Source organism: Roseateles sp. P5_D6 (assembly GCF_054049415.1).
In genome coordinates this window covers 88,890-108,911 of the sequence record NZ_JBFUMK010000014.1, presented here as the reverse complement: position 1 = coordinate 108,911, position 20,022 = coordinate 88,890, and the positions used below count along the sequence as shown (strand labels likewise).

The 20,022-nt window shown below is 67.5% G+C and carries 18 protein-coding genes; 13 read left to right on the top strand and 5 right to left on the bottom strand.

Features of this window, described 5'->3' with window-relative positions:
- Nucleotides 1-29: 29 nt before the first annotated feature.
- Nucleotides 30-884, bottom strand: a complete 855-nt coding sequence (locus tag ACXJKM_RS19570) for an AAA family ATPase (RefSeq protein WP_457354504.1) — start codon at nt 882-884, stop codon at nt 30-32.
- A gap of 110 nt (nt 885-994) precedes the next feature.
- Between ACXJKM_RS19570 and ACXJKM_RS19565 the strand changes: the two genes are divergently transcribed.
- The 8 genes from ACXJKM_RS19565 to ACXJKM_RS19530 all read left to right on the top strand — a co-directional run bounded on the left by ACXJKM_RS19565 (nt 995) and on the right by ACXJKM_RS19530 (nt 12,071).
- Nucleotides 995-1,639: a c-type cytochrome gene (locus ACXJKM_RS19565; protein ID WP_056198843.1), complete on the top strand. Its 645-nt coding sequence runs from the start codon at nt 995-997 to the stop codon at nt 1,637-1,639.
- Between the two features lie 140 nt (nt 1,640-1,779).
- Nucleotides 1,780-2,985 (top strand): HD-GYP domain-containing protein, encoded by a 1,206-nt coding sequence (locus ACXJKM_RS19560; RefSeq protein WP_457354502.1) that lies wholly within the window; start codon nt 1,780-1,782, stop codon nt 2,983-2,985.
- A 54-nt stretch (nt 2,986-3,039) separates the two neighbouring features.
- Complete coding sequence (locus tag ACXJKM_RS19555) at nt 3,040-4,608, top strand: ABC transporter substrate-binding protein (RefSeq protein ID WP_457354500.1); 1,569 nt, start codon at nt 3,040-3,042, stop codon at nt 4,606-4,608.
- Between the two features lie 76 nt (nt 4,609-4,684).
- Nucleotides 4,685-6,598 carry a hypothetical protein gene (locus ACXJKM_RS19550; RefSeq protein ID WP_457354498.1) on the top strand — a complete coding sequence of 638 codons (1,914 nt, stop codon included), beginning with the start codon at nt 4,685-4,687 and terminating at the stop codon, nt 6,596-6,598.
- A 125-nt stretch (nt 6,599-6,723) separates the two neighbouring features.
- Nucleotides 6,724-8,697, top strand: a complete 1,974-nt coding sequence (locus ACXJKM_RS19545; protein WP_457354496.1) for a TonB-dependent receptor plug domain-containing protein — start codon at nt 6,724-6,726, stop codon at nt 8,695-8,697.
- A gap of 8 nt (nt 8,698-8,705) precedes the next feature.
- Nucleotides 8,706-9,266, top strand: a complete 561-nt coding sequence (locus ACXJKM_RS19540) for a YfiR family protein (RefSeq protein ID WP_457325368.1) — start codon at nt 8,706-8,708, stop codon at nt 9,264-9,266.
- Nucleotides 9,263-11,074 (top strand): putative bifunctional diguanylate cyclase/phosphodiesterase, encoded by a 1,812-nt coding sequence (locus ACXJKM_RS19535; protein ID WP_457354494.1) that lies wholly within the window; start codon nt 9,263-9,265, stop codon nt 11,072-11,074. The genes ACXJKM_RS19540 and ACXJKM_RS19535 overlap by 4 nt, the downstream gene beginning before the upstream one ends.
- A gap of 133 nt (nt 11,075-11,207) precedes the next feature.
- On the top strand, nt 11,208-12,071 hold the full coding sequence (locus ACXJKM_RS19530) for a CPBP family intramembrane glutamic endopeptidase (RefSeq protein WP_457354492.1): 864 nt from the start codon (nt 11,208-11,210) through the stop codon (nt 12,069-12,071).
- Nucleotides 12,072-12,074: 3 nt separating this feature from the next.
- Here ACXJKM_RS19530 and ACXJKM_RS19525 read toward each other — a convergent pair whose 3' ends face one another.
- Nucleotides 12,075-12,485 carry a hypothetical protein gene (locus ACXJKM_RS19525; RefSeq protein ID WP_457354490.1) on the bottom strand — a complete coding sequence of 137 codons (411 nt, stop codon included), beginning with the start codon at nt 12,483-12,485 and terminating at the stop codon, nt 12,075-12,077.
- A 180-nt stretch (nt 12,486-12,665) separates the two neighbouring features.
- Here ACXJKM_RS19525 and ACXJKM_RS19520 point away from each other — a divergent pair, with 180 nt between their 5' ends.
- Nucleotides 12,666-14,675, top strand: coding sequence for a lipoxygenase family protein (locus ACXJKM_RS19520; RefSeq protein WP_457354488.1), 2,010 nt, complete (start codon nt 12,666-12,668; stop codon nt 14,673-14,675).
- A 29-nt stretch (nt 14,676-14,704) separates the two neighbouring features.
- Here the strand turns inward: ACXJKM_RS19520 and ACXJKM_RS19515 are convergent, their stop codons facing one another.
- The 3 genes from ACXJKM_RS19515 to ACXJKM_RS19505 all read right to left on the bottom strand — a co-directional run bounded on the left by ACXJKM_RS19515 (nt 14,705) and on the right by ACXJKM_RS19505 (nt 16,876).
- Nucleotides 14,705-15,199: a nuclear transport factor 2 family protein gene (locus ACXJKM_RS19515; protein ID WP_457354486.1), complete on the bottom strand. Its 495-nt coding sequence runs from the start codon at nt 15,197-15,199 to the stop codon at nt 14,705-14,707.
- Nucleotides 15,200-15,369: 170 nt separating this feature from the next.
- On the bottom strand, nt 15,370-15,762 hold the full coding sequence (locus tag ACXJKM_RS19510; RefSeq protein ID WP_457354484.1) for a putative quinol monooxygenase: 393 nt from the start codon (nt 15,760-15,762) through the stop codon (nt 15,370-15,372).
- A 205-nt stretch (nt 15,763-15,967) separates the two neighbouring features.
- On the bottom strand, nt 15,968-16,876 hold the full coding sequence (locus ACXJKM_RS19505) for a LysR family transcriptional regulator (RefSeq protein WP_457354482.1): 909 nt from the start codon (nt 16,874-16,876) through the stop codon (nt 15,968-15,970).
- Nucleotides 16,877-17,010: 134 nt separating this feature from the next.
- On the opposite strand from ACXJKM_RS19505, the gene ACXJKM_RS19500 reads away from it, so the two are divergent.
- Genes ACXJKM_RS19500 through ACXJKM_RS19485 form a run of 4 tightly spaced genes read left to right on the top strand, consistent with a single transcriptional unit; the run spans nt 17,011 to nt 19,996 of the window.
- Nucleotides 17,011-17,310: a superoxide dismutase gene (locus tag ACXJKM_RS19500; protein ID WP_457324435.1), complete on the top strand. Its 300-nt coding sequence runs from the start codon at nt 17,011-17,013 to the stop codon at nt 17,308-17,310.
- 6 nt (nt 17,311-17,316) lie between these two features.
- Nucleotides 17,317-18,228 (top strand): alpha/beta hydrolase, encoded by a 912-nt coding sequence (locus tag ACXJKM_RS19495; protein ID WP_457354480.1) that lies wholly within the window; start codon nt 17,317-17,319, stop codon nt 18,226-18,228.
- A 15-nt stretch (nt 18,229-18,243) separates the two neighbouring features.
- Nucleotides 18,244-18,939 carry a type 1 glutamine amidotransferase domain-containing protein gene (locus ACXJKM_RS19490; RefSeq protein WP_457354478.1) on the top strand — a complete coding sequence of 232 codons (696 nt, stop codon included), beginning with the start codon at nt 18,244-18,246 and terminating at the stop codon, nt 18,937-18,939.
- Between the two features lie 19 nt (nt 18,940-18,958).
- Entirely contained in the window at nt 18,959-19,996 is a 1,038-nt protein-coding gene (locus tag ACXJKM_RS19485) for an amidohydrolase family protein (protein ID WP_457354476.1), read from the top strand.
- Nucleotides 19,997-20,022: the final 26 nt, after the last annotated feature.

Genomic DNA, 20,022 nt, shown 5'->3' with positions numbered 1-20,022 from the left:
AGCGGGCGTAAGCACGCGTGGGGGCTGCATCATCTGTTATTGCGCTGCATGAAGACGAGCTTCTCGAACAGCGTCAGATCCTGCTCGTTCTTCAGGAGCGCCCCCACCAGCGGCGGGATGCTGACCTTCTCGTCCTTGGCTTGCAGCGCGTCCACCGGGATGTCTTCGGCCAGCAGCAGCTTGAGCCAGTCGATCAGCTCCGATGTGCTGGGCTTCTTCTTCAGGCCRGGCAGGTTGCGCACGTCGTAGAAGKTCTTCAGCGCGGCGGCCAGCAGGTCCTTCTTCAAGGTCGGGAAGTGCACATCGACGATCTTCTTCATSGTCTCGGCGTCGGGGAAYTTGATGTAGTGGAAGAAGCAGCGGCGCARRAAYGCGTCGGGCAGYTCYTTYTCGTTGTTGGASGTGATGAASACCAGSGGCCGGTGYTTSGCCTTGATGAGTTGCCGGGTCTCGTAGACATAGAACTCCATGCGGTCGATCTCGCGCAACAGATCGTTGGGGAACTCGATGTCCGCCTTGTCGATCTCGTCGATGAGCAGCACGACCGGCTCGTCGGCCTCGAAGGCCTGCCACAGCACGCCCTTGACGATGTAGTTCTCGATGTTGCGAACGCGCTCGCTGCCCTCGATGCCGGCGAGCTGGCTGTCGCGCAACCGGCTGACGGCGTCGTACTCGTACAGGCCCTGCTGGGCCTTGGTGGTGCTCTTGATATGCCACTGCAGCAGCGGCATGCCTAAAGCGCCGGCCACTTCCTCGGCCAGCATGGTCTTGCCGGTGCCGGGCTCGCCCTTGATGAGCAGCGGCCGCTGCAGCGTCGCCGCGGCATTGACCGCGAGCATCAGGTCGGCCGTGGCGACGTACTGGTCGGAACCTTGGAATTTCATTGGGAAAACCGGGGCAAAACCCGAACTGAAGAGGGGCCGGACCAGTATAGGAGGCCTCCTATAATCGCCGCCGCTCCGGAACACGACACCAACCCGAACCTCTTGGGACCATGAAAAAACTGCTGCAGATCTCGCTCGCCCTGGCCACCGCCTTTGCTGCCCTCGCAGCCCAGGCCCAGGACGTGAAGGCCGGTGAGACCAAGGTCGCGATGTGTATCGGCTGCCATGGCATCGTCGGCTACCAGGCCAGCTTCCCCGAGATCCACAAGGTGCCGATGATCGCGGGCCAGAACGCCAAGTACATCGTCTCGGCCCTGCAGGCCTATGCCAAGGGCGACCGCAAGCACCCGACGATGCGCGGCATCGCCGGTTCGCTGAGCGAGCAGGACATGAACGACGTGGCCGCTTTCTACGAGCAGCAGGCCAAGCTGCCGGCGGTGGCCGACAGCATTCCGGCCGCGCCGGCCAACGTGGCCGAGCTGCTGACCAAGGGCGCCTGCGTGTCCTGCCACGGCGCCAACTTCAGCAAGCCCATCGACCCGAGCTACCCCAAGCTGGCTGGCCAGCACGCCGACTACCTGACCGTCGCGCTGAAGTCCTACAAGACCGAGAAGAACCCCGGGGTGGGCCGCAGCAACGGCGTCATGGCCGGCCAGGTCAAGCAGTTCAGCAACGCCGAACTGAAGGCCATCGCCAGCTACATCAGCACGCTGCCGACCGAACTGGCCACCGTGCCGCAGGGCAAGTTCCGCTGATCCGGCGCGACCGCCGCCCGACCGAGCCGCCTTCAAGGCGGCTTTTTGTTGCCCGCGGCAAAAGCGTGCAGGGCTGCACGATCGTTGCAAGGCCTTGCCTGCGTCACGCACGGATACTGGTGCGCATAGACGACGCTGTCATGTTGAAGAAGATCTCGACCTCCGACGTGAGGCTGGGCATGTATCTCCAGGCGATGGAGGGGGCCTGGCTCTCCCATCCGTTCTGGAAGACCAAGTTCGTGCTGACCGATGCCGCCGACCTTGCCGCCCTGCAGGCCAGCGGCGTGTCGGCCGTCTGGATCGACGTCAGCAAGGGCGGGGATGTGGCCGCGCCTGCGCCAATCGCCGCCGTGACCGTCGCTTCGCCGCCCACGCCGCCCGCCACAGCCGCCCCTCAGCCGCGCGTCAGCATGGAGTCCGAGCTCGACCGCGCCACCCAGGTGCTGGGCCGGGCCAAGGTGGCCGTCATGGCGCTGTTCAACGAGGCGCGGCTGGGCAAGGCCATCGACACCGAGGTCTGCCTGCCCATCGTCGACGAGGTCACGTCCTCGCTGGCGCGCAACCCGTCGGCCTTCCTCAGCCTCGCTCGGCTCAAGGACAAGGACACCTACACCTATATGCACTCGGTCGCCGTCTGCGGCCTGATGGTGTCTCTGGGCCGGCAGATGGGGCTGTCCGATGCCGAAGTGCGTGAAGCTGGCCTGGCCGGGCTGCTGCACGACGTCGGCAAGATGCAGATGCCCATGGAGGTGCTGAACAAGCCCGGGGCCCTGACGGATGCCGAATTCGACGTCATGCGTGGCCACCCCGAGCGCGGCTTCGACCTGCTCAAGGACGGTGCCAAGGTGCCGCCCTCGGCCCTGGACGTCTGCCTGCACCACCACGAGAAGATGGACGGCAGCGGCTACCCGCACAAGCTGGCCGGCGACCAGATCAGCCTGCTGGCGCGCATGGGCGCCGTCTGCGATGTCTACGACGCCATCACCTCGACCCGGCCCTACAAGAACGCCTGGGACCCGGCCGGCTCGCTGCAGCGCATGTCACAGTGGAAGGGGCAATTCGACCCGGCCGTCTTCCAGGCCTTCGTGAAGAGCGTCGGCATCTACCCGACCGGCACCCTGGTGCGCCTGCAGTCGGGTCGCCTGGCGGTGGTTGTCGAGCAGAACGCCATTTCACTGGTCGCGCCGCGCGTCAAGGTTTTCTACTCGACCAAGTCGAGCATGCCCATCCCGTTGCAAGTCATCGACCTGGCCACGTCCACCGACCGCATCGCCGGCCGCGAGCCGCCCGAGGACTGGAATTTCACCCACCTGGACGAGCTCTGGAACCCGAACGCCAAGCGGTAACGAAGGGGCTTTGACGGCCTCCTAAACTGCCAGCCCTGCAGTTGGGAGATGGCAATGAAGCGATGGCTGGGTGTAGCTCTTTTGGCATGGACCTGCGGTGTGTCCGCGCAGACGCTGCGTTGGGCCAGCCAGGGCGACCCGCAGACCATGGACCCGGACTCGCAGAACGAGAGCCTGACCAACATGGTCAACGGCCAGATCTACGAGCGATTGACCAATCGCGATGCCAAGCTGGGCCTGGTGCCAGGCCTGGCCACGGAATGGAAGCAGACCGGGCCGCTGGCCTGGCGCTTCAAGCTGCGCGCCGGCGTCAAGTTCCATGACGGCACGCCGCTGACGGCGGATGACGTCGTCTTCTCGGTACAGCGCGCCAAGGAGCCCACCTCGCAGATCGCCGTCTGGGCCAATGCCGTTGGCACGGCCAGGAAGGTCGACGACCTGACGGTGGACTTCCAGCTGACCACCTTCAACCCCATCTTCCTGCAGCACATCGACCAGCTGTGGATCATGAGCCGCAAGTGGTGCGAGGCACACAAGGCCACCAAGCCGCTGGACTTCAAGAACAAGGAAGAGAGCTTCACGGCGCTGAACACCAACGGCACCGGCCCCTTCATGCTGGCCAGCCGCCAGCCCGGCATCAAGACCGTGCTCAAGCGCAACCCGAACTGGTGGAACAAGTTCGAGGGCAATGTGCAGGAGGTCGTCTACACGCCCATCGCGACCGACGCGACGCGCCTGGCCGCGCTGGTGTCGGGCGAGGTCGATTTCGTGCTCGACCCCGCGCCGCGCGACATTGCGCGCTTGCGCAACACCGCTGGCGTCAAGGTCATCGAAGGCCCGGAGAACCGCCTCGTCTTCATCGGCATGGACCAGTCGCGCGACAAGCTGCTCTACGGCAACGTGCCGGGTGACAAGAACCCCTTCAAGGACGTGCGCGTGCGCCGGGCGCTGTACCAGGCCATCGACATCGACGCGCTCAGGACCAAGCTGATGAGCGGCCTCTCGGTGCCCACCGGCGCGCTGACTCCGTCCGGCATCGCCTCCTTCGACGACCCGGCCCTGCAGGCCCGCCTGCCGCACGACCTGGCCGGCGCGAAGAAGCTGATGGCCGACGCGGGCTATGCCGATGGCTTCGAGGTGACGCTGGACTGCCCCAACAACCGCTACATCAACGACGAGGAAATCTGCACGGCCCTGGCCTCGATGTGGGCCCAGCTGAAGATCAAGGTCAAGGTCAACGCCATGCCCCGCGTCATCTACTTCCCCAAGCTGGAGAAGTACGACACCAGCCTCTATATGTACGGCTGGGGCGGCTCGGTGACGGATGCCGAGAGCATCCTGACGCCGCTGTATCGCACGCGCGGCGACAAGGGTGTGGGCAACTACAACTTCGGCGGTTTCCGCAACGACAAGGCGGACGCACTGGCGGCGCAGTCCAGCGTCGAGCCCGATCCGAAAAAGCGCGAGCAGCAGATCCGCGGCGCGCTGGCCGAGCTGCGCGAGCAGGTCAACATCATCCCGTTGCACCGCCAGGTGGTGCCGTGGGCGGCGCGTGCGAATGTCACGGCCATCCACCGGCCCGACAACTGGCTGGAGCTGGCCTGGGTGCAGATCAACCGTTGATTTCGGCCCTTTAACGGCCCACCACCCGGTGGGCTGGCGCGGCACACTGGCCCAAGCCCAGATTCACGCCCGCGCCATGCTGTACCGCCTTGCTGCTTTTGCCCTGACCCTGCTGCTCGCCTCCTGCGGAGGCGGCGGTGGCGGTTCGGACACGCCTGTGCTGGACAAGCCGCCCACGTTGCGCGGCGTTGCCGCCACGGGCGCGCCCCTCGTCAATGCGCAGATCAGCGTCGTCGACGGCCAGGGCAAGGCAGTCGGCACGGCCACCACCCATGGCGCCGACGGCAGCTACAGCCTGACGCTGAGCACCAGCAGCCCCGCCGCACCCCTGTTCATCCAGGCGCGCGGCATGGATGCTGCCGGCACCATGCAGGTCCTGCATTCCACGGTGCCAACCATCAGCGCCGCCATGGTCGGCCACGTGACGCCGCTGACCAACGCCGTCGTCGCGCTGTCCCTGGGTACCGAGCCGGCGCCGGTATTCACGGCCGCCGCCACCAGCACTAGCCAGTTGACCCAGATGGCCAGCGCCGCGGCCGCTGCAGGCACCTTCCTGAAGACCCTGGTCAAGACCCAGGTCAGCGACCTGAAGATCACCGACGCCGCGGCTCTGGACCTGCTGGCGGATTCGACCTTTGCCGCCAACAAGGGCGCCCACGACCTGCTCATCGAGAGCGTGCGCATCGACCTCGCACGCTCCAAGCTCAACGTGCCGGTGCTGCAGATCGGCAACAAATTCCTCGCCGCACCGACGGCCGAGGTTGTCGTCGAGCTGCCCACGGCTCAGACCGAGCTGCTCAAGGCCACCGGCACGCCGGCCACCGCCATCACCTCCACGCTGAAGGCCGCGACCAGCGCGACGACGCTGCTCGGCACCTTGTCAGGTCTGGATGACCTCGGCGCGGCGCTGAACCAGCTCATCGCCCAGGGGCGCGACGTCAGCACGCTGCTGAACTCCGTCCTCGTCACCGGCTACGACAAGCACAACGGCCGCAGCAAGGCCGACATCGCCGGCATCCTGTCGACCTACACGACGGGCAACCGCCAATTTGGCCGCTTCCAGCTGCTGGGCTGCGCCGACGATGCACCGACCGCCGGCAACTGCGCCAAGGTGCTGGTGGGCGCCGTCATCAGCGATTCCACCGGTGCAGTCGTCGACCTTTTCAGCGACGCGGTCAGCTACAACAAGTCGGCCACGACGACCAACAAGTGGAACCTGATCGGCAACGGCAAGAAGCTGGCCGTCGGTGTGTATCCGCTGGGCTTCCTGGCGCTGAATGCCGATGGCACGGCCAGCGGTGCCGTGGTGCCCAACCCGGGCATCGGCCTGCAGGTCGAGGTCCAGGCGCAGACGGCCGATCCCGTGCCCGGCATTCCGGCGACGCAGCTGCTCAGCTCGGCCACGGTGCAGTTGCCCGGCGGCTTCAGCATTCCCTTCGGCTATTGCAACCGGCTCCTGCTGTGCGTGTCGTCCACGCCGGGCGCCACCAACCTGATCCCGACGGGCGGCGTGGGCGACATCGCCATCCAACGCTCGGCGGTCGGCTGGATCGGCAGCGCGGACAGCGTGCGTGGTGCCAAGTTCATCGCCAGCTACACGATTTCCGGCGTGGCCGAGACGCGCAACGCCTGGCTGCGCGCCGACGTGCTCGGCGAGCCGGCTGCCACGCGCTTCCCGAGTGTTGACAGCGTGTCTGCAGCCAGCCCGGTGTCCGCCGCCTCGCTGCAGAGCGGCAGCTTGGTGATCAACTGGGCCGCCTGGGCCGCTGCCAACCCCGACCTGCGCCTCATCGAGATCAAGCGCGTCTTCACGCCGACCGCCGGCGGAGCGCCCACGGTGCTGGACACGAGCGTGCCGCTGCCGCCCAAGACGGCGGCGACGCTGAGCACGGCGTACACGCCGGTGGGCAGCGTCACATCGGAGCTGTGGCTGCAGGCCATGGACGCGCAGGGGCGACGTTTCCATACCCGTTACACCGGCAAACCGTGAATTGAGTCGCGGACCGGCTCGCAACCGGCGTTGTTGTGAAATGTGACAGCGACTGCGGACGGGGCCAAAGCTAAGCTTTCGGCACCGTTTCCCATCGCCGCCGGTGTCCGCCGGCGACCGCCCCCGTGAAAAGCCGCCTAATTGCGCTGGCGTGGTTGTCCACGCTGGCCCTGAATCCAGCGGCTCAAGCCGCTCAAGCCTCTTCCGCCGCCTACGCCTCGGATGACCAGGCGCTTGAAGCGCTTCTGAAACGGGAAGTGCAGGGCCCGTCCCGCTATGCCCAGAGCCTGATGGATGCGCCGGCGTCGGTCAGCGTGCTGGAGCGCGGCGTGTCCGATGCCCTTGGCCACCAGACCGTGGGTGACCAGCTGGCCCGCCTGCCTGGCGTTTACCTCGGCAACTCGCGCACCTACAGCAGCCTGGGCCTGCGCGGCTTCAATCGGCCGGGCGACTACAGCGCCCGCCTGCTGATGGCCATCGACGGCCAGCGCGTCAATGACGCCATCTATGACCAGGGCCTGCCGCAGCTGGAACTGCCCATCGTCGCCGAATGGGTCAAGCGGGTGGAACTCGTCCACGGCCCGGGCTCCTCGATCTACGGCAGCAATGCGCTGCTGGGCGTCGTCAATGTCGTGACGCTGAACGGCGCCGACGCGCCGGGCCTGACGGCCCAGGGCAGCGTGGGCGATAACGGCATGCGCCGCGCCGAGATGCATTACGGTGCCGCCGCCGCGGACAGTGATTTGTTCATCGGCCTGAACCTGCAGCGCACCGCCGGCGAGGACCTTTTCCTGCCCGAACTCGGCACGGCCGATGGCTGGGTGCGTGGTCTTGATGGCGAGCGGCAGGTGGCCCTGCTGGCCAAATATCGCAACGGCCCGTGGCGGGTCGCGCTGAACGCGGTGCGCCGCGACAAGGATGCCGCGACCGCCCCCTATGGCACCGAGCCCGGCGCGCCCGGCACCCACTACGTCGACAGCCTGGTGCTGGGCGAGCTCAGCTACGACGAAGGCTGGCAGGGCGATGTACGCCGCTCTGCACGGCTCAGTGTGGCGGGCTATGAATTCCTCGGCAGCTATGTCTTCGGGCCGGTGCCTCAACTCGTCAACAAGGACGAGGCTCGCGCCCAATGGACGACGCTGGAGGCCCGCATGCTGTGGCGAGGCCTGCTCAACCATCAGCTGATGTTCGGCGCCGAGCTGCGCACCTCGCCCCAGGGCCTGCAGCGCAACTACGACGTCGACCCCTATGCGCTGCGCCTGGATTCGCACGTCACCCAGGACGCCGCGGGCGTCTACGCGCAAGACCAGTGGCGGCTTTCATCGGTGCTGCAGCTGACCACCGGCCTGCGCCTGGACCATGTGCGCGGTTTCGCGCCAGCCATGTCGCCGCGCGCCGTGCTGGCGCTGCGGCCCGACGAGCGGGAGTCCTTCAAAGTGATGTGGGCGCAGTCCTTTCGCACGCCCAATCTGTACGAGCGCTTCTACGACGACGGCGGGGTTTCCCAGCTGCGCAGCAACGACCTGAAGCCCGAGCGCCTCAACTCCGTCGAAGCTGCCTGGGAGTACGTGCTCCACAGCGGACATGCGCTCAGCGCCAACGCCTACTACACGCGCATGAACCGCTTGATCGAGCAGCAGCCCGTCGGCAGCGAGAGCGAGGCGGTGGTGCAGTACCGCAATGTCGGCAGCGTCAGGTTGCGGGGCGTGGACGTTGGCGTCGAAAGGCGCGCGACGGACGGCTGGCTCTGGCACATCAGTGCGTCCTGGATGGACGGCCGCGACGACGCCGGCCAGCGCCTGAGCAATTCGCCCTCGTGGATGTTCAAGGGCGACCTCGTCTCACCGGTGTGGCAGCGCTGGCAGCTTGGCACGGAGTGGAACCTGCTCGGCCGCCGCAGCGGCCGCGTCGAGGTGCCGACCAGCGCCCTCGTCAACGCCCATCTGCGCTATCACGTCGATCCGCGCCAGAGCCTGGCCCTGCACCTGAGCAATGCGCTGGACCATCGCAATCTCGACCCGTCGACCCCCGACACGTCGCTGAGCGCCATCCCTCAGCCCCGGCGCGCCTGGCGCCTGGACTGGCGCTTCACGCTCTGAGCCTGGCCATGCGCGGCAGTCGAGCAGCGGTGAAGGGATGGGCGGGCTGGCGTGCCGGCTGCGCGATCCTGCTCGGCCTGCTGTCGGCCCAGCCGGCCGCGGCGCAGAGCGCCAGCCCGGAAACCTTGAAAGCCGAGGTCGTCTACCGCCTGCTGATGTTCGTCACCTGGCCCGCCGACCGCGAGCTGGCGGGGCGGCCGCTGCAGCTGTGCACTGTCGGCGAGGGCCGCATGGACGGCGCGCTTCAGTCCCTGGCGGGTCGACCGATCCGGCACCTCACCGTCGACGTGCGCCATCAGGCCCGTGCTGACCAGCTCGCCGGCTGCCATCTGCTCTACCTGCCCACGCCGCAGCCGGCGCTGCGCCCGGTGTTGGCCGACCTGCCGGTGCTCGTCATATCGGATGTGGCGGTGATGCTGGAGCAGGGTGCCATGATCAACCTGCAGATTGAAGACGGCCGTATCGTCTTCGACGTGGACCTCGACGCCGCGCGCCGTGTCGGCCTGGCCATCAGCACCAAGCTGCTGCGCCTGGCCCGCTACGTTCGCCACCAGACGACATCGCCGTGAAGCCGCAATTTGCCGATGCCTTCGATCGCCTGCGCGAACTCGTGGTCGCGCTGGCCGCCTTGCTGGTCTTCGCACTGCTGCTCAGCGTGCTGCAGTACTGGCGCCTGCATGACCGCCAGCTCGAGGACCTGCGCACCCAGGCCGACATCGTCGCGCAGACGGTCTCGGCGGCGCTGGTCTTCGATAGCCGCAGCGATGCCGGTGAAAGCCTGGCTGCCCTGCAGCAGAGCCCGTCCATCGTCCACGCCCGCCTGCTGAAGAGCGACGGTGCCGTCTTCACGCAGTTCTCGCGCACCGCGGCCGAGGTCACCTGGTTGCACGAGGCCGCCGGCACGGTGAGCGTGCAGGTGCCGGTCATGGCCGACGGCCGGCGAGTCGGCATGCTGGTCGTGGAGGCCAGCCGCCTACCGATGTGGATGGACGTGGCCCAGTTTCTCGCCGCCACCATGGGCACCCTGCTGGCCACCGCCGGGTTGGCCTGGTGGCTGTCCAAGCGGCTGCGGGTGCAGATCAAGGAGGTCGAGCGCCGCACTCGCTATCTCGCGCGCTTCGACGCACTGACCGACCTGCCCAACCGTGAGCACATGCGCGGGCTGCTGGAGCGTGTGCTGCACCACCACGGCCGCACCACCCTGCTGATCCTGGATCTCGACGATTTCAAGCGGATCAACGACCAGCATCGCCACGCCGCCGGCGACGCCGTGCTGCAGGCCATTGGCCAGCGGCTCAGGCTGCTGCGCCGGCCCGGCGACCAGATTGCCCGCCTGTCCGCCGACGAATTCGCACTGCTGTTGGTGCCGGGCCTGGAAGACGAGGCGCTGCGCAGCCATGTCGCCCAGTTGCAGGCTGAACTCACGCAGCCGGTGCTGCACGACGGCCATTGGCTGCGCCTGCATGTCTCCAGTGGCGGCGTCTCATTGCCCGAGCACGCGCGTGATGCGAGCGAGGCCTTGCGCAGTGCCGATGCCGCGCTGCGGCATGCCAAGCAGATCGGCAAGGACAGCTTCCAGCTCTTCACGCCGCAGATCGGCGAGGCCCTGCGCCTGCGGCTGGCGCTGGAGCACGATATACGCGAAGGCCTGGCGCAGGGGCAGTTCTGCCTGGCCTACCAGCCGCAGTACGACGCCGCGCGCCGCATCCACGGCTTCGAGGCGCTGGCGCGCTGGCACCACCCGCAGCGGGGCTGGGTGCCGCCGGCCGAATTCATCCCGGTGGCAGAGAACTCGGGCCTGATCGTCGAGCTCAGCCTGGCGCTGCTGGCCGTGCTGCGCCGCGACCTCGACGGCCTGCGCGCCCGGGGCCTGGCCTGCCCGCCGGTGGCCGTCAACCTGTCATGGGAGCAATGCCGCAAGCCCCAGCACCGCGAGCGCTTCCTGCAGCAGCTCAAGACGCTGCAGCTGGGGCCGGACGAGATCGAATTCGAGCTGACGGAAAGCGCCGGCTTCGAGGACATCGACAAGCCGGATTCCTTCGTCTTCACGTTGCAGGGCCTGGGCTACAACCTGGCCATCGACGACTTCGGCACGGGCTACAGCTCGCTGGCCTATCTGCGCCGCATCCGCTGCCGCAAGCTCAAGATCGACCGCCTCTTCGTGCACGGGCTGTCGGGCAATGCCGACTCCCACATGCTGGTCGAATCCATGGTGCGCGTCGCGCACGCCATGCGCATGGTCGTCGTGGCCGAAGGCGTGGAATTGCCGGCGGACGAGGCGGCTCTGATCGCAATGGGCTGCGACCTGATGCAGGGGTTTGGCTTCTGCAGGCCGGTGCCGCCGGACGAGATGCCAGGATTGCTGTCGGTCGACTGATCCGGCAGGCCGTTGCTCCCATCGGGTCGTCTGTCCGGCCGATCTGCGGTTCGTCGCCTGGCCGTTGTCGATCTCAAGCGTGCTCAACAGAATTGCGCGCACCGCCACCCCTCCGACCTGCAAGGATGCGCAATTGAACAAGCTGCTACGCAACGATCAGGGCCGCCTGCGCAGCGGCTGGTGGATCCTTCTCTTCATGGCCATCTTCCTGGCCAGCCAGTGGATGTACCGGCCGGTGTCTCACGGCTTGCAGCAGATCGGCGTCGCCAAGGCGTGGCTGTCGCCGCTGCCGGTCGTGTTTCTGCTGGGGGTGACGTGGATCTGCATGCGGCTGCGCCGGCAGCGTCTGGCGGGCGTGGGGCTGGCGCTGGATGGGTCGTGGGGGCGGCAGTTGCTGTTGGGCGTGGCTTTCGGGGCCGCGCAGATGGCGGCGGTCACGGCGTTGATCTTGCTCGCGGGCGGCGTGCGCTTCGAGCTGGACCCGGCGCGCAGCCTCGCGGCGCTGGCTTATGGCGCCTGGGTATTCCTGTGTGTGGCCGTGCTGGAGGAGCTGCTGTTCCGCGGCTTCGTGCTGCAGCGCCTGGTGGAGGGCCTGGGGGCGCGCTGGGCGCTGGCGCTGATGGCCGCGCTCTTCGCCGTCGCCCACCTGGGCAACCCAGGCATGGACGGCATCACGGTCGCGACGGCGACGCTGGACAACGCGCTGGGCGCCCTGCTGCTCGGCCTGGCCTGGCTGCGCACCCGCAGCCTTGCCCTGCCCATGGGTATCCACTTCGGCTGGAACTGGATGCAAGGCTCGGTGCTGGGCTTCGAAGTGAGTGGCCTGGCCCAGGCCGGATGGCTGCACCCCCAACTGCTCGACCGGCCGCAATGGCTCAGCGGTGGCACCTTCGGACCGGAGGCGAGCGTCTTCGCCGTGGTGGTTGACCTGGCCGCGGTGCTGTTGCTGTGCCGGTGGAAGGGCATGGCGCGCAGGCCGTCCGCGGTGGCGGCTTGAGCGTCAGCGCTCGGATTTCATCGGCCCCGATGCCGCCAACCCACGCTCGCAGGCAGCCTTCTCACTTGCGCTGCTGATGGCCACGCACCGCGCTGCGCCCTCGTTCACACGACCGGGCACGCTGCCGACAGGCGCCGATGCGGGAATGGCAGCGAGGGGCATGACGTTCTTGTTCCTGAGCGGGATGGAGATCTGCGGAATCACCCGTTCCTCGGGGCGCTGGTTGCCGGGCTCCTTGGCGTTCTCGGACGCCGTGATGGCCGCGTTGCGGGTCGGAACCTGTCTTGAGGCTGCGGTCATGGGCGCCGAAGCCGGTGCAGACGCCGGCAGTGGCGCGGCGGGTTGAGCGCATGCGGCATCCGCGACGACCGTTGCCAGGATGCCGCCGAGGAGGGAGTCGAAGACGAATCTCATGGGGCACCGCACCGGCAGTTGCTATGCGGCAAGTTTGGTTCCGTGGTTGGGCGGCGTATGTAGGAGGCCGCTGCGAAACGCTGTGCGTGACGCCCGGTTGCACGAAATGATGTGTACGGCCCCTCGTGCGGCCCGTTTCCTGGCTAGGCTCATGGGCGCACCGGCTTCCGGATAAATCCAATGAAACGCAGAGACATCCTCCAATGGTCCGCCTCGGCGGGCGGCCTGAGCCTGATTGGCGGCACGCCTTCACCAGCATCGGCGGCGCTGCCCGTTCCCAAGCCCACGCTGCCGCAGAAGGCGGACCTGCTCAGCGCCGCGGCCCGCCGGCTCCAGCTCGTCAGCCAGCAGGCGCTGTACCTCTGGACCGAATCCCACCTCAACCTCGCCGGCGTGCCGATGGCGGCCGTGGTGCCGGCGGGCGAGCTGCCGACGCTGGAACATCAGCTCAAGACGTCGGCGCTGGCGGTGGAGGCGGTCACCAATCTGGCAGCCTCGATGGCGCCCAGCGGGCTCGCTGCCAGCAGCCTGCAGACGCTGGATGGCTTGAGGAGCCGGCTCGCGGCCGCGCAGGCGAGCTTCGACAGCGTCTCAGCTGCCAACGCTGGCGTGCTGAGCCTGCCCGCGGCCGTGCTCACGCTGCTGACCAACCTCACGGCGGCCGTGGGCAACATCGCGACGCAGCTCCGGCAGATCCACTACCAACTCACCGTGCAGGTCACCACGGCGCCGCAGCCCAAGACGGTGGCGCAGTACGACGCGCTGTTCGTGACGCTGGACAAGCCGGCGATAGCGAGCCTGCTGCATGACGACGACACCTTCGCGTACATGCGTGTGGGCGGGCCCAACCCCATGCTGATCCGGCAGGTGGCTGCGCTGCCGGCCAAGTTCCCGCTGAGCGATGCGCAATACCGCCAGGCGATGGGTGGTGAGGGCAACAACGACAGCCTGCTCGACGCCGCCGGCAGTGGCCGGCTCTACCTGCTGGACTATGAAAGCCTGGGCGGCATGGCGCCGGCCGGCCCGGTGAACAAGCCGCTGACGGGCGCCGGCTACGGCTATGCGCCCATCGCGCTGTTCGCGCGCCCCCAGGCCGGCCGCTCGCTGGTGCCGGTCGCCATCCAGTGCGGGCAGGACCCGGCCCTCAGCCCCCTGGTGCTGCGGGCCACCGATCCGGCCAACGCCAACGCCTACTGGGCGTGGCAGTCGGCCAAGACCGCGGTGCAGGTGGCCGACTTCAACTATCACGAGATGTTCGTGCACCTGGGCCGAACGCACCTGATGTCCGAGGCCTTCGCGATGGCCACGCAGCGCCAGCTCGCGGTCGTGCACCCGCTGAACCGGCTGCTCGCGCCCCACCTCGAGGGCACGCTGTTCATCAACGATGCGGCCGCGCTGGTCATCATGGGGCCGCTCACCACGGGCGACACCATCCTGGCCGCGTCCATCGAGACGCTGCAGCGCGAATGCGGGCGGGACCGGCTGGCCTTCGACTTCTACGACAACATGCTGCCGAACGATCTGCGCGCACGCGGCGTGGATGACGCCGGCCGGCTGCCGGACTACCCCTACCGCGACGACGCGCTGCTGGTCTGGAACGCCATCCAGCAATGGGTGAGCGAATACCTCGCCGTGTACTACGCCAGCGACGCCGACGTGACGAGCGACTACGAACTCAAGGCCTGGGCCAGCGAGCTGGCCGTGAGTGGCAAGGTCATGGGCTTCCGGCCCATCACCACGCGCAGCCAGCTTGCCTTGGTGGTGACGGCCATCATCTTCAATGCCAGCGCCCAGCACGCGGCCGTCAACTTCCCGCAGTCCTCGTTGATGACCTACGCCCCGTTCTACGCCGGCGTGGGCGGCGCATGGGCGCCTGCCGGCGCGGTGGGGCAGAGCGAGGCCACCTGGTCGCAGATGCTGCCCAGCCGGCTCGCGGCGCAGGAGCAGATCCTGCTGTTCCACATCCTCGGCGGCGTGTACTACCGCATGCTGGGCGAATACCGCGACAACGCACCCCCGTATCCGCCAGTGCTGCTCGACCCCGCCATCACCCGGCCCGGCGGCCCGCTGGAGCGCTTTCGCAGCGCGCTGGCCGGCGTCGAGAACACCATCCGGCAGCGCAACCTGGCGCGCACGCGGCCGTATGAACACCTCCTGCCGAGCCGCATCCCGTCGAGCACCAACATTTAGCGTGACGCGAGGCGGTCGCGGGCGTCGCGTCAGTTCGACCCGTGCCCGTAGCTGAAGGCGCGCGTGATCGTCCAGGCATTGCCCTGCTGGCGCCACAGCATGGTGAACTCGGCGCGGCCCTCGCAGGGATGCGTCGTGCCGCCCGGCTTGTAGTGGCAGAAGCGATGCTCGCCGCGGGCCAGCGCACCGAAGCCCTTGATCGGCCACACCTTCAGCGTGCCCGGCACGAGCTCGCGCTGGAACTTGCCGCAGACGTTGGCCCGGGTCTGCGCGATCATCACGTCGCGCGTCCACGTGACGCCGCCGAGGTCGTGATAGAACTCGACGGCAGGGTCGAAGAAGCTCGCGTATTTGTCGAGCTGGCCGGCTGCCTCGCAATGGTTGAAGGCCTCAAAGGCCGCGGCGTCGAGCGCGGCGATCGTGGCACTGAGATCGGCCTCGGCCGGCGAGGGCTCCGCCGCGTGGGCGGCCATGGCGACGCCAGCGAGCGCGCAAGCGAGAAAGCGGTGGCGTAGAGAGTTCATCGGTCTGCCTTGGGACGCGTGAAGAAGGCCGCATCCTCGCGATGGCCTGCCGGTGCCGCCATCGTGCTGCGACAGTCGGTGGCAGGGTGCCGACAGGCCGTCGATGGGGCACGACGAAACGTGCCGTGCAACGCTCCATCCGTTCGGCAGCGCCACCAACGCGCCTCGCGCTATGGCTTGGCTCCGAGCACAACCGGCACCGTGTCGATCAAGCGGCGAGACACCACCATGGGCGAGGTCGATTCAAAGAACTTTCTGAAGTGCGCGGTCTGGATGTGCTGTGCGTAAGCTTCTTCGTCTGCATAGATCTCGAAGACGCGTATGTGGTTCGGCCGGTCCCGTTCGGCCACGGCGTAGAGGGCCAGGACTTTGGGCTCGGTCCGCACAGCGGCTTCGACGCCCTCCGCGATGGCTGCCTTGAAAGCCTCGAGTTGCGCCGGATCAATCTCAAGCTCGGCGATTCTGATGAAGGGCATCTTCGACTCCACGGCGTTTGCGACGCTCGAAAGGATCAGCATGGAAAGTGTCGACGCGACGGCAATCGCGACGGCGCGCGTGCTCATGAGTGACGGCTTGCGATTCCACACGGCGTCCATCCCTTCTGTCGGCGTTCTGCCTGCGCGTTCAGCGCTCGGAACTCATGTCAGCGGGCGGCCCGCAGCGGACTGAAATCGTAGGTGGCCACCCGCGAAATCATTGGAGAAGAAAGGTCGCGGCTGATGCGCCGCCACTTCTACAAGGTCTGGGTCTTCAAGCGCTCAAGAGGCGCTAGCCTTCGACGGCGCCCGGAAGCTTGGACACCAGCGTGTCGATCGCCAGGCGAAGACGCAAGGGCATGTGCTGGCTGACTGGCCAAAGCGCATGGCATTCAACCGACGCATGCGGGCGCTCCTCGAAGAGCGCGACGAGGGTGCCGTCATGCAGACCATCCCGAACGAGCCAATGCGGCAGCCAGGCGATCCCGAGCCCGGCGGCAGCCGCGTCGGCAACGACCGCAAGGTCATCAAAACGGAAACGGGAACTCAAGGTGACCTCGATCAACTTGCCTTCGGCGTCCGGCAGCGTCCAGGGCTGCACATAGTCAGCCCGCCAGTACAGCAAGGCGTCATGCCCACCGAACGACTGGGTGTCGGCGGGATGGCCGCGCGCCGCGAGGTAGTGCGGCGAGGCGCACAACACCTTTTTCTGGCTGCTCAGCCGGCGGCTGCGCAGCTGCCCCGTCGCCGGCCCCAACTTGCCGTTGCGGATCGCGAGATCGATGCGCTCGGCAACGATGTCCGTCGGGCGGTCACTGAAGCACAGGTCGAGTTCCAGCTTCGGGTGTTCGCGCGCGAGTTCCAGCAGGATGGGTGCCACGCAAAGCCGACCGAACAGCACGGGCATCGCGACGCGCAGCCGCCCGCTGACCTCTTGCCGGCCGGATTCAAGTAGCGCCTCCGCTTCGCGGAGCTCATCCATGGCGCGAACGCAGCGCTCGTAATAGATCTGGCCGTCTTCGGTCAGGCTCAGCGCCCGCGTCGTGCGGTGAAAGAGCCGCACGCCCAGCCGGGTTTCGAGCCGCGCAATGGCCTTGGCGACGGCGGAACGCGTCAACGCCAGCCGCTCTGCGGCACGCGCAAAGCCACCGGCATCCACCGTTTCCACGAAAACCGCCACGCCGTCGAGTCTGTCCAGCATCGTTCTATTGTCGAATTTTCGGAATCATAACCAAGACGTTAATGCGCCACTGACGAATTAATGGAAACCGTAGCATGCCGCGAGCGTCCCGCCACGGGGACCGGCCTGATCCGTTCTTCTACAAAAGACCACTCATGAAACTGCTTTGCCTCGACATCCCCCAGCCCGGCGCCACGCTGGAACAGTACCAACCGCACCTGCAGGACGAAGCCCGCCACGGCTGGCAGCTCTACAAGAGCGGCATCGTCCGTGACATCTATTTCCGCCAGGACCGCCCGGGCGTCGCCATCCTCGCCGAGGCCGAGTCCGTGGAAGCCGCCAGGAAGGCCCTGGCCGAGTTCCCGCTGGCCAAGGCCGGCCTCATCGGCTGGGACGTCATTCCGCTGGGCCCCTTCCTGAACTGGGAAATGCTTTTCGCCGCCGGCAACGCCTGATTCCTCATGCTCCAAGCCGTCTCGTTTGCGAATCGAGCGATCCAGCTCTCAGGGCACCTTCACCTGCCGGACGACTTCCGGGAAGACAGGCAATACCCCGCCCTCGTCGGCATTCACCCCGCCGGCGGCGTGAAGGAACAGACGATAGGCCTGTATGCCAGGAGGCTGGCGGCGCATGGCTTCGTCGTCATCGTCTTCGACGCCTCCTACCAGGGCGCGAGCGGCGGTGAACCCCGCCTGCTGGAGGACCCGTCGGCGCGCGTGGAAGATGCCCGCGCGGCTGCCGACTTTCTCTCGACGCTGCCCTACGTCGACGTGGAGCGCATGGGGGTCTTCGGCGTTTGCGCCGGCGGCGGATACGCGCTCGCCGTTGCCCAGTCGGAGCGCCGCTTCAAGGCGGTGGGCGTCGTCAGCGCCACGCCGATGGGCGAGGCGGCCAGGACCATCATTGGCAACCCTATCCCTGTTGCTGCCCTGATAGGAACACTGCAAGCGGCGGCGCAGCAGCGCACGGCCGAAGCCAGGGGTGCAGAGCCTCTCTACGCTCCGTTCGTTCCCGAACGGCTGGAAGACATCGACGACAACACGCCGACCTTTCTTCGCGAAGCCTACGACTACTACCGCACACCGCGGGGCCAGCACCCCAACTCCAAGGGCCGCTTCCTGATGACCAGCCTCGACAAGATGCTGGCCTTCACGGTCTTCCACCTGATTCCGGATCTGCTGACCCAGCCGCTGCTGCTGATCGCCGGGAGCATCGCCGACACCAAGGTCTACAGCGAGCAGGCGTTCGCGCTGTCGAAAGGCCCGAAAGAGCTGTTCGTCATCGAAGGCGCCACCCACGTCGCGCTCTACGACCGGCCTGAGTACGTGGATCAGGCGATCGCCAAGCTCGTCTCCTTCTTCAGCAACCTGTGATCACAGCCATCGCCCATGACCCGACAAGCCTCTGAACTCAAGCCCATCCTCTTCGTCGTCACCAGCAACCCGGTCAAAGGGGCGACAGGCATCCCCACCGGCTTCAACCTGGCGGAGGTCACCCACCCGCTGGAGAAGCTGCAGCAAGCCGGCATCCGCGTCGAGATCGCCTCCATCCAGGGCGGCGCCGCGCCGCTCGACGGGCTGGAGGACATGAAGGACCCGGTGGTCGCCCGCTATTGGGCGGATGCCGATTTCCGCCACGCCATTGCCAACACGCTGCGTATCGATGACGCCGACCCTGCACGCTACTCGGCGGTCATGTTCGCGGGCGGCCACGGCACGATGTGGGACTTCCCCGACAGCGCCGGCGCGCAGAAGCTCATCCGCGAGATCGACGCGGCTGGCGGCATCGTCTCCGCCGTGTGCCACGGCCCGGCGGCCCTGGTCAATGCACGCCGTGCCGACGGCAGCCTGCTGGTGGCGGGCAAGCGCGTGGCGGCCTTCACCGATGGCGAGGAAGAGGAGGTCCAGTCCACCCACGTCGTGCCCTTCCTGCTGGCCTCCACGCTCAACGAGCGCGGCGCGTTGCATCAGGACTCACCCAATTGGTCCAACAAGGTGGTGGTTGATGGCCGGTTGATCACGGGCCAGAACCCGCAGTCCGCCGCCAGCCTCGGCGAAGCGCTGCGCGACGCGCTGCTGGCGTGATCGGCGGCCGGGGCGCGACATGAAGCTGATCTGCGTCGAAGAGCACGTGCTGGATGCTGCCATCGGTGCGGCGTCGCAAAGCCTCGTGCGTGCCGAGGCGCCGTATCTCCCCGACTGGGGCAGCCGCGTCATCGACGGCCAACAGGTGGCCGCGCCCGGCCGCCCGCATGTCGTCGCGCCCAGCGAGTCGGCGCGCAAGGCGCTGGACATGGGCGCGGCCCGCCTGGTCGACATGGACGCGGCAGGCATCGCCATGCAAGTCCTCTCCTACGGCGGCTTCCCGCAGCTGCTGCCGGCCGCCCAGGCCATAGCCCTGAACCGCGCTGCCAACGACAAGCTGGCCGCGGCCGCGCAAGCCCATCCCTCGCGATTCGCCGGGTTTGCCACGCTGCCCTGGCAGGCGCCCGAGGCCGCCGCGCGTGAGCTGGAGCGGGCCGTGAAGGAGCTGGGCCTCAAGGGTGCGCTCATCAACGGGCGCCCCGGCGAGACCTTCCTGGACGACCCGCGCTACGCCCCCGTGCTGGCTGCGTTCGACGAGCTGAACGTGCCGCTGTACGTTCACCCCGGCCTGCCGCTGCCGGCCGTGCAGGCGCCGTACTACGGCGGCTTCGAGCGCGAGCTCAGCGCACGCCTGTCGATGTTTGCCTGGGGTTGGCACAACGAGGCCGGCATCCAGGTGGTGCGCATGCTGCTCGCCGGGGTGTTCGACCGCTACCCCCGCTTGCAGGTCATCAGCGGCCACTGGGGCGAGATGGTGCCCTTCTTCCTGCAGAGGCTGGAGGACGCCATCCCTCAGGAAGCCTCCGGCCTGAAGCGCCCCGTCGTGCAGACCTATCGCGAGCACGTCTACGTGTCGCCCAGCGGCATGCTCACCTTGCCGCACTTCCAGTTCATCCATGCGCTGATGGGTGCGAAGCGCATCCTCTACTCCATTGACTACCCCTACCAGAGCCTGGACGGCGCGCGCGCCTTCATCGAGGGCCTGCCCGTCAGCGACGCGGACAAGGCCCTGATCGCCCATGGCAACGCCGAGCGCCTGCTTGGCCTGGAGAGCTAGGCCCAGGACAGTCGAATAAGCGCACG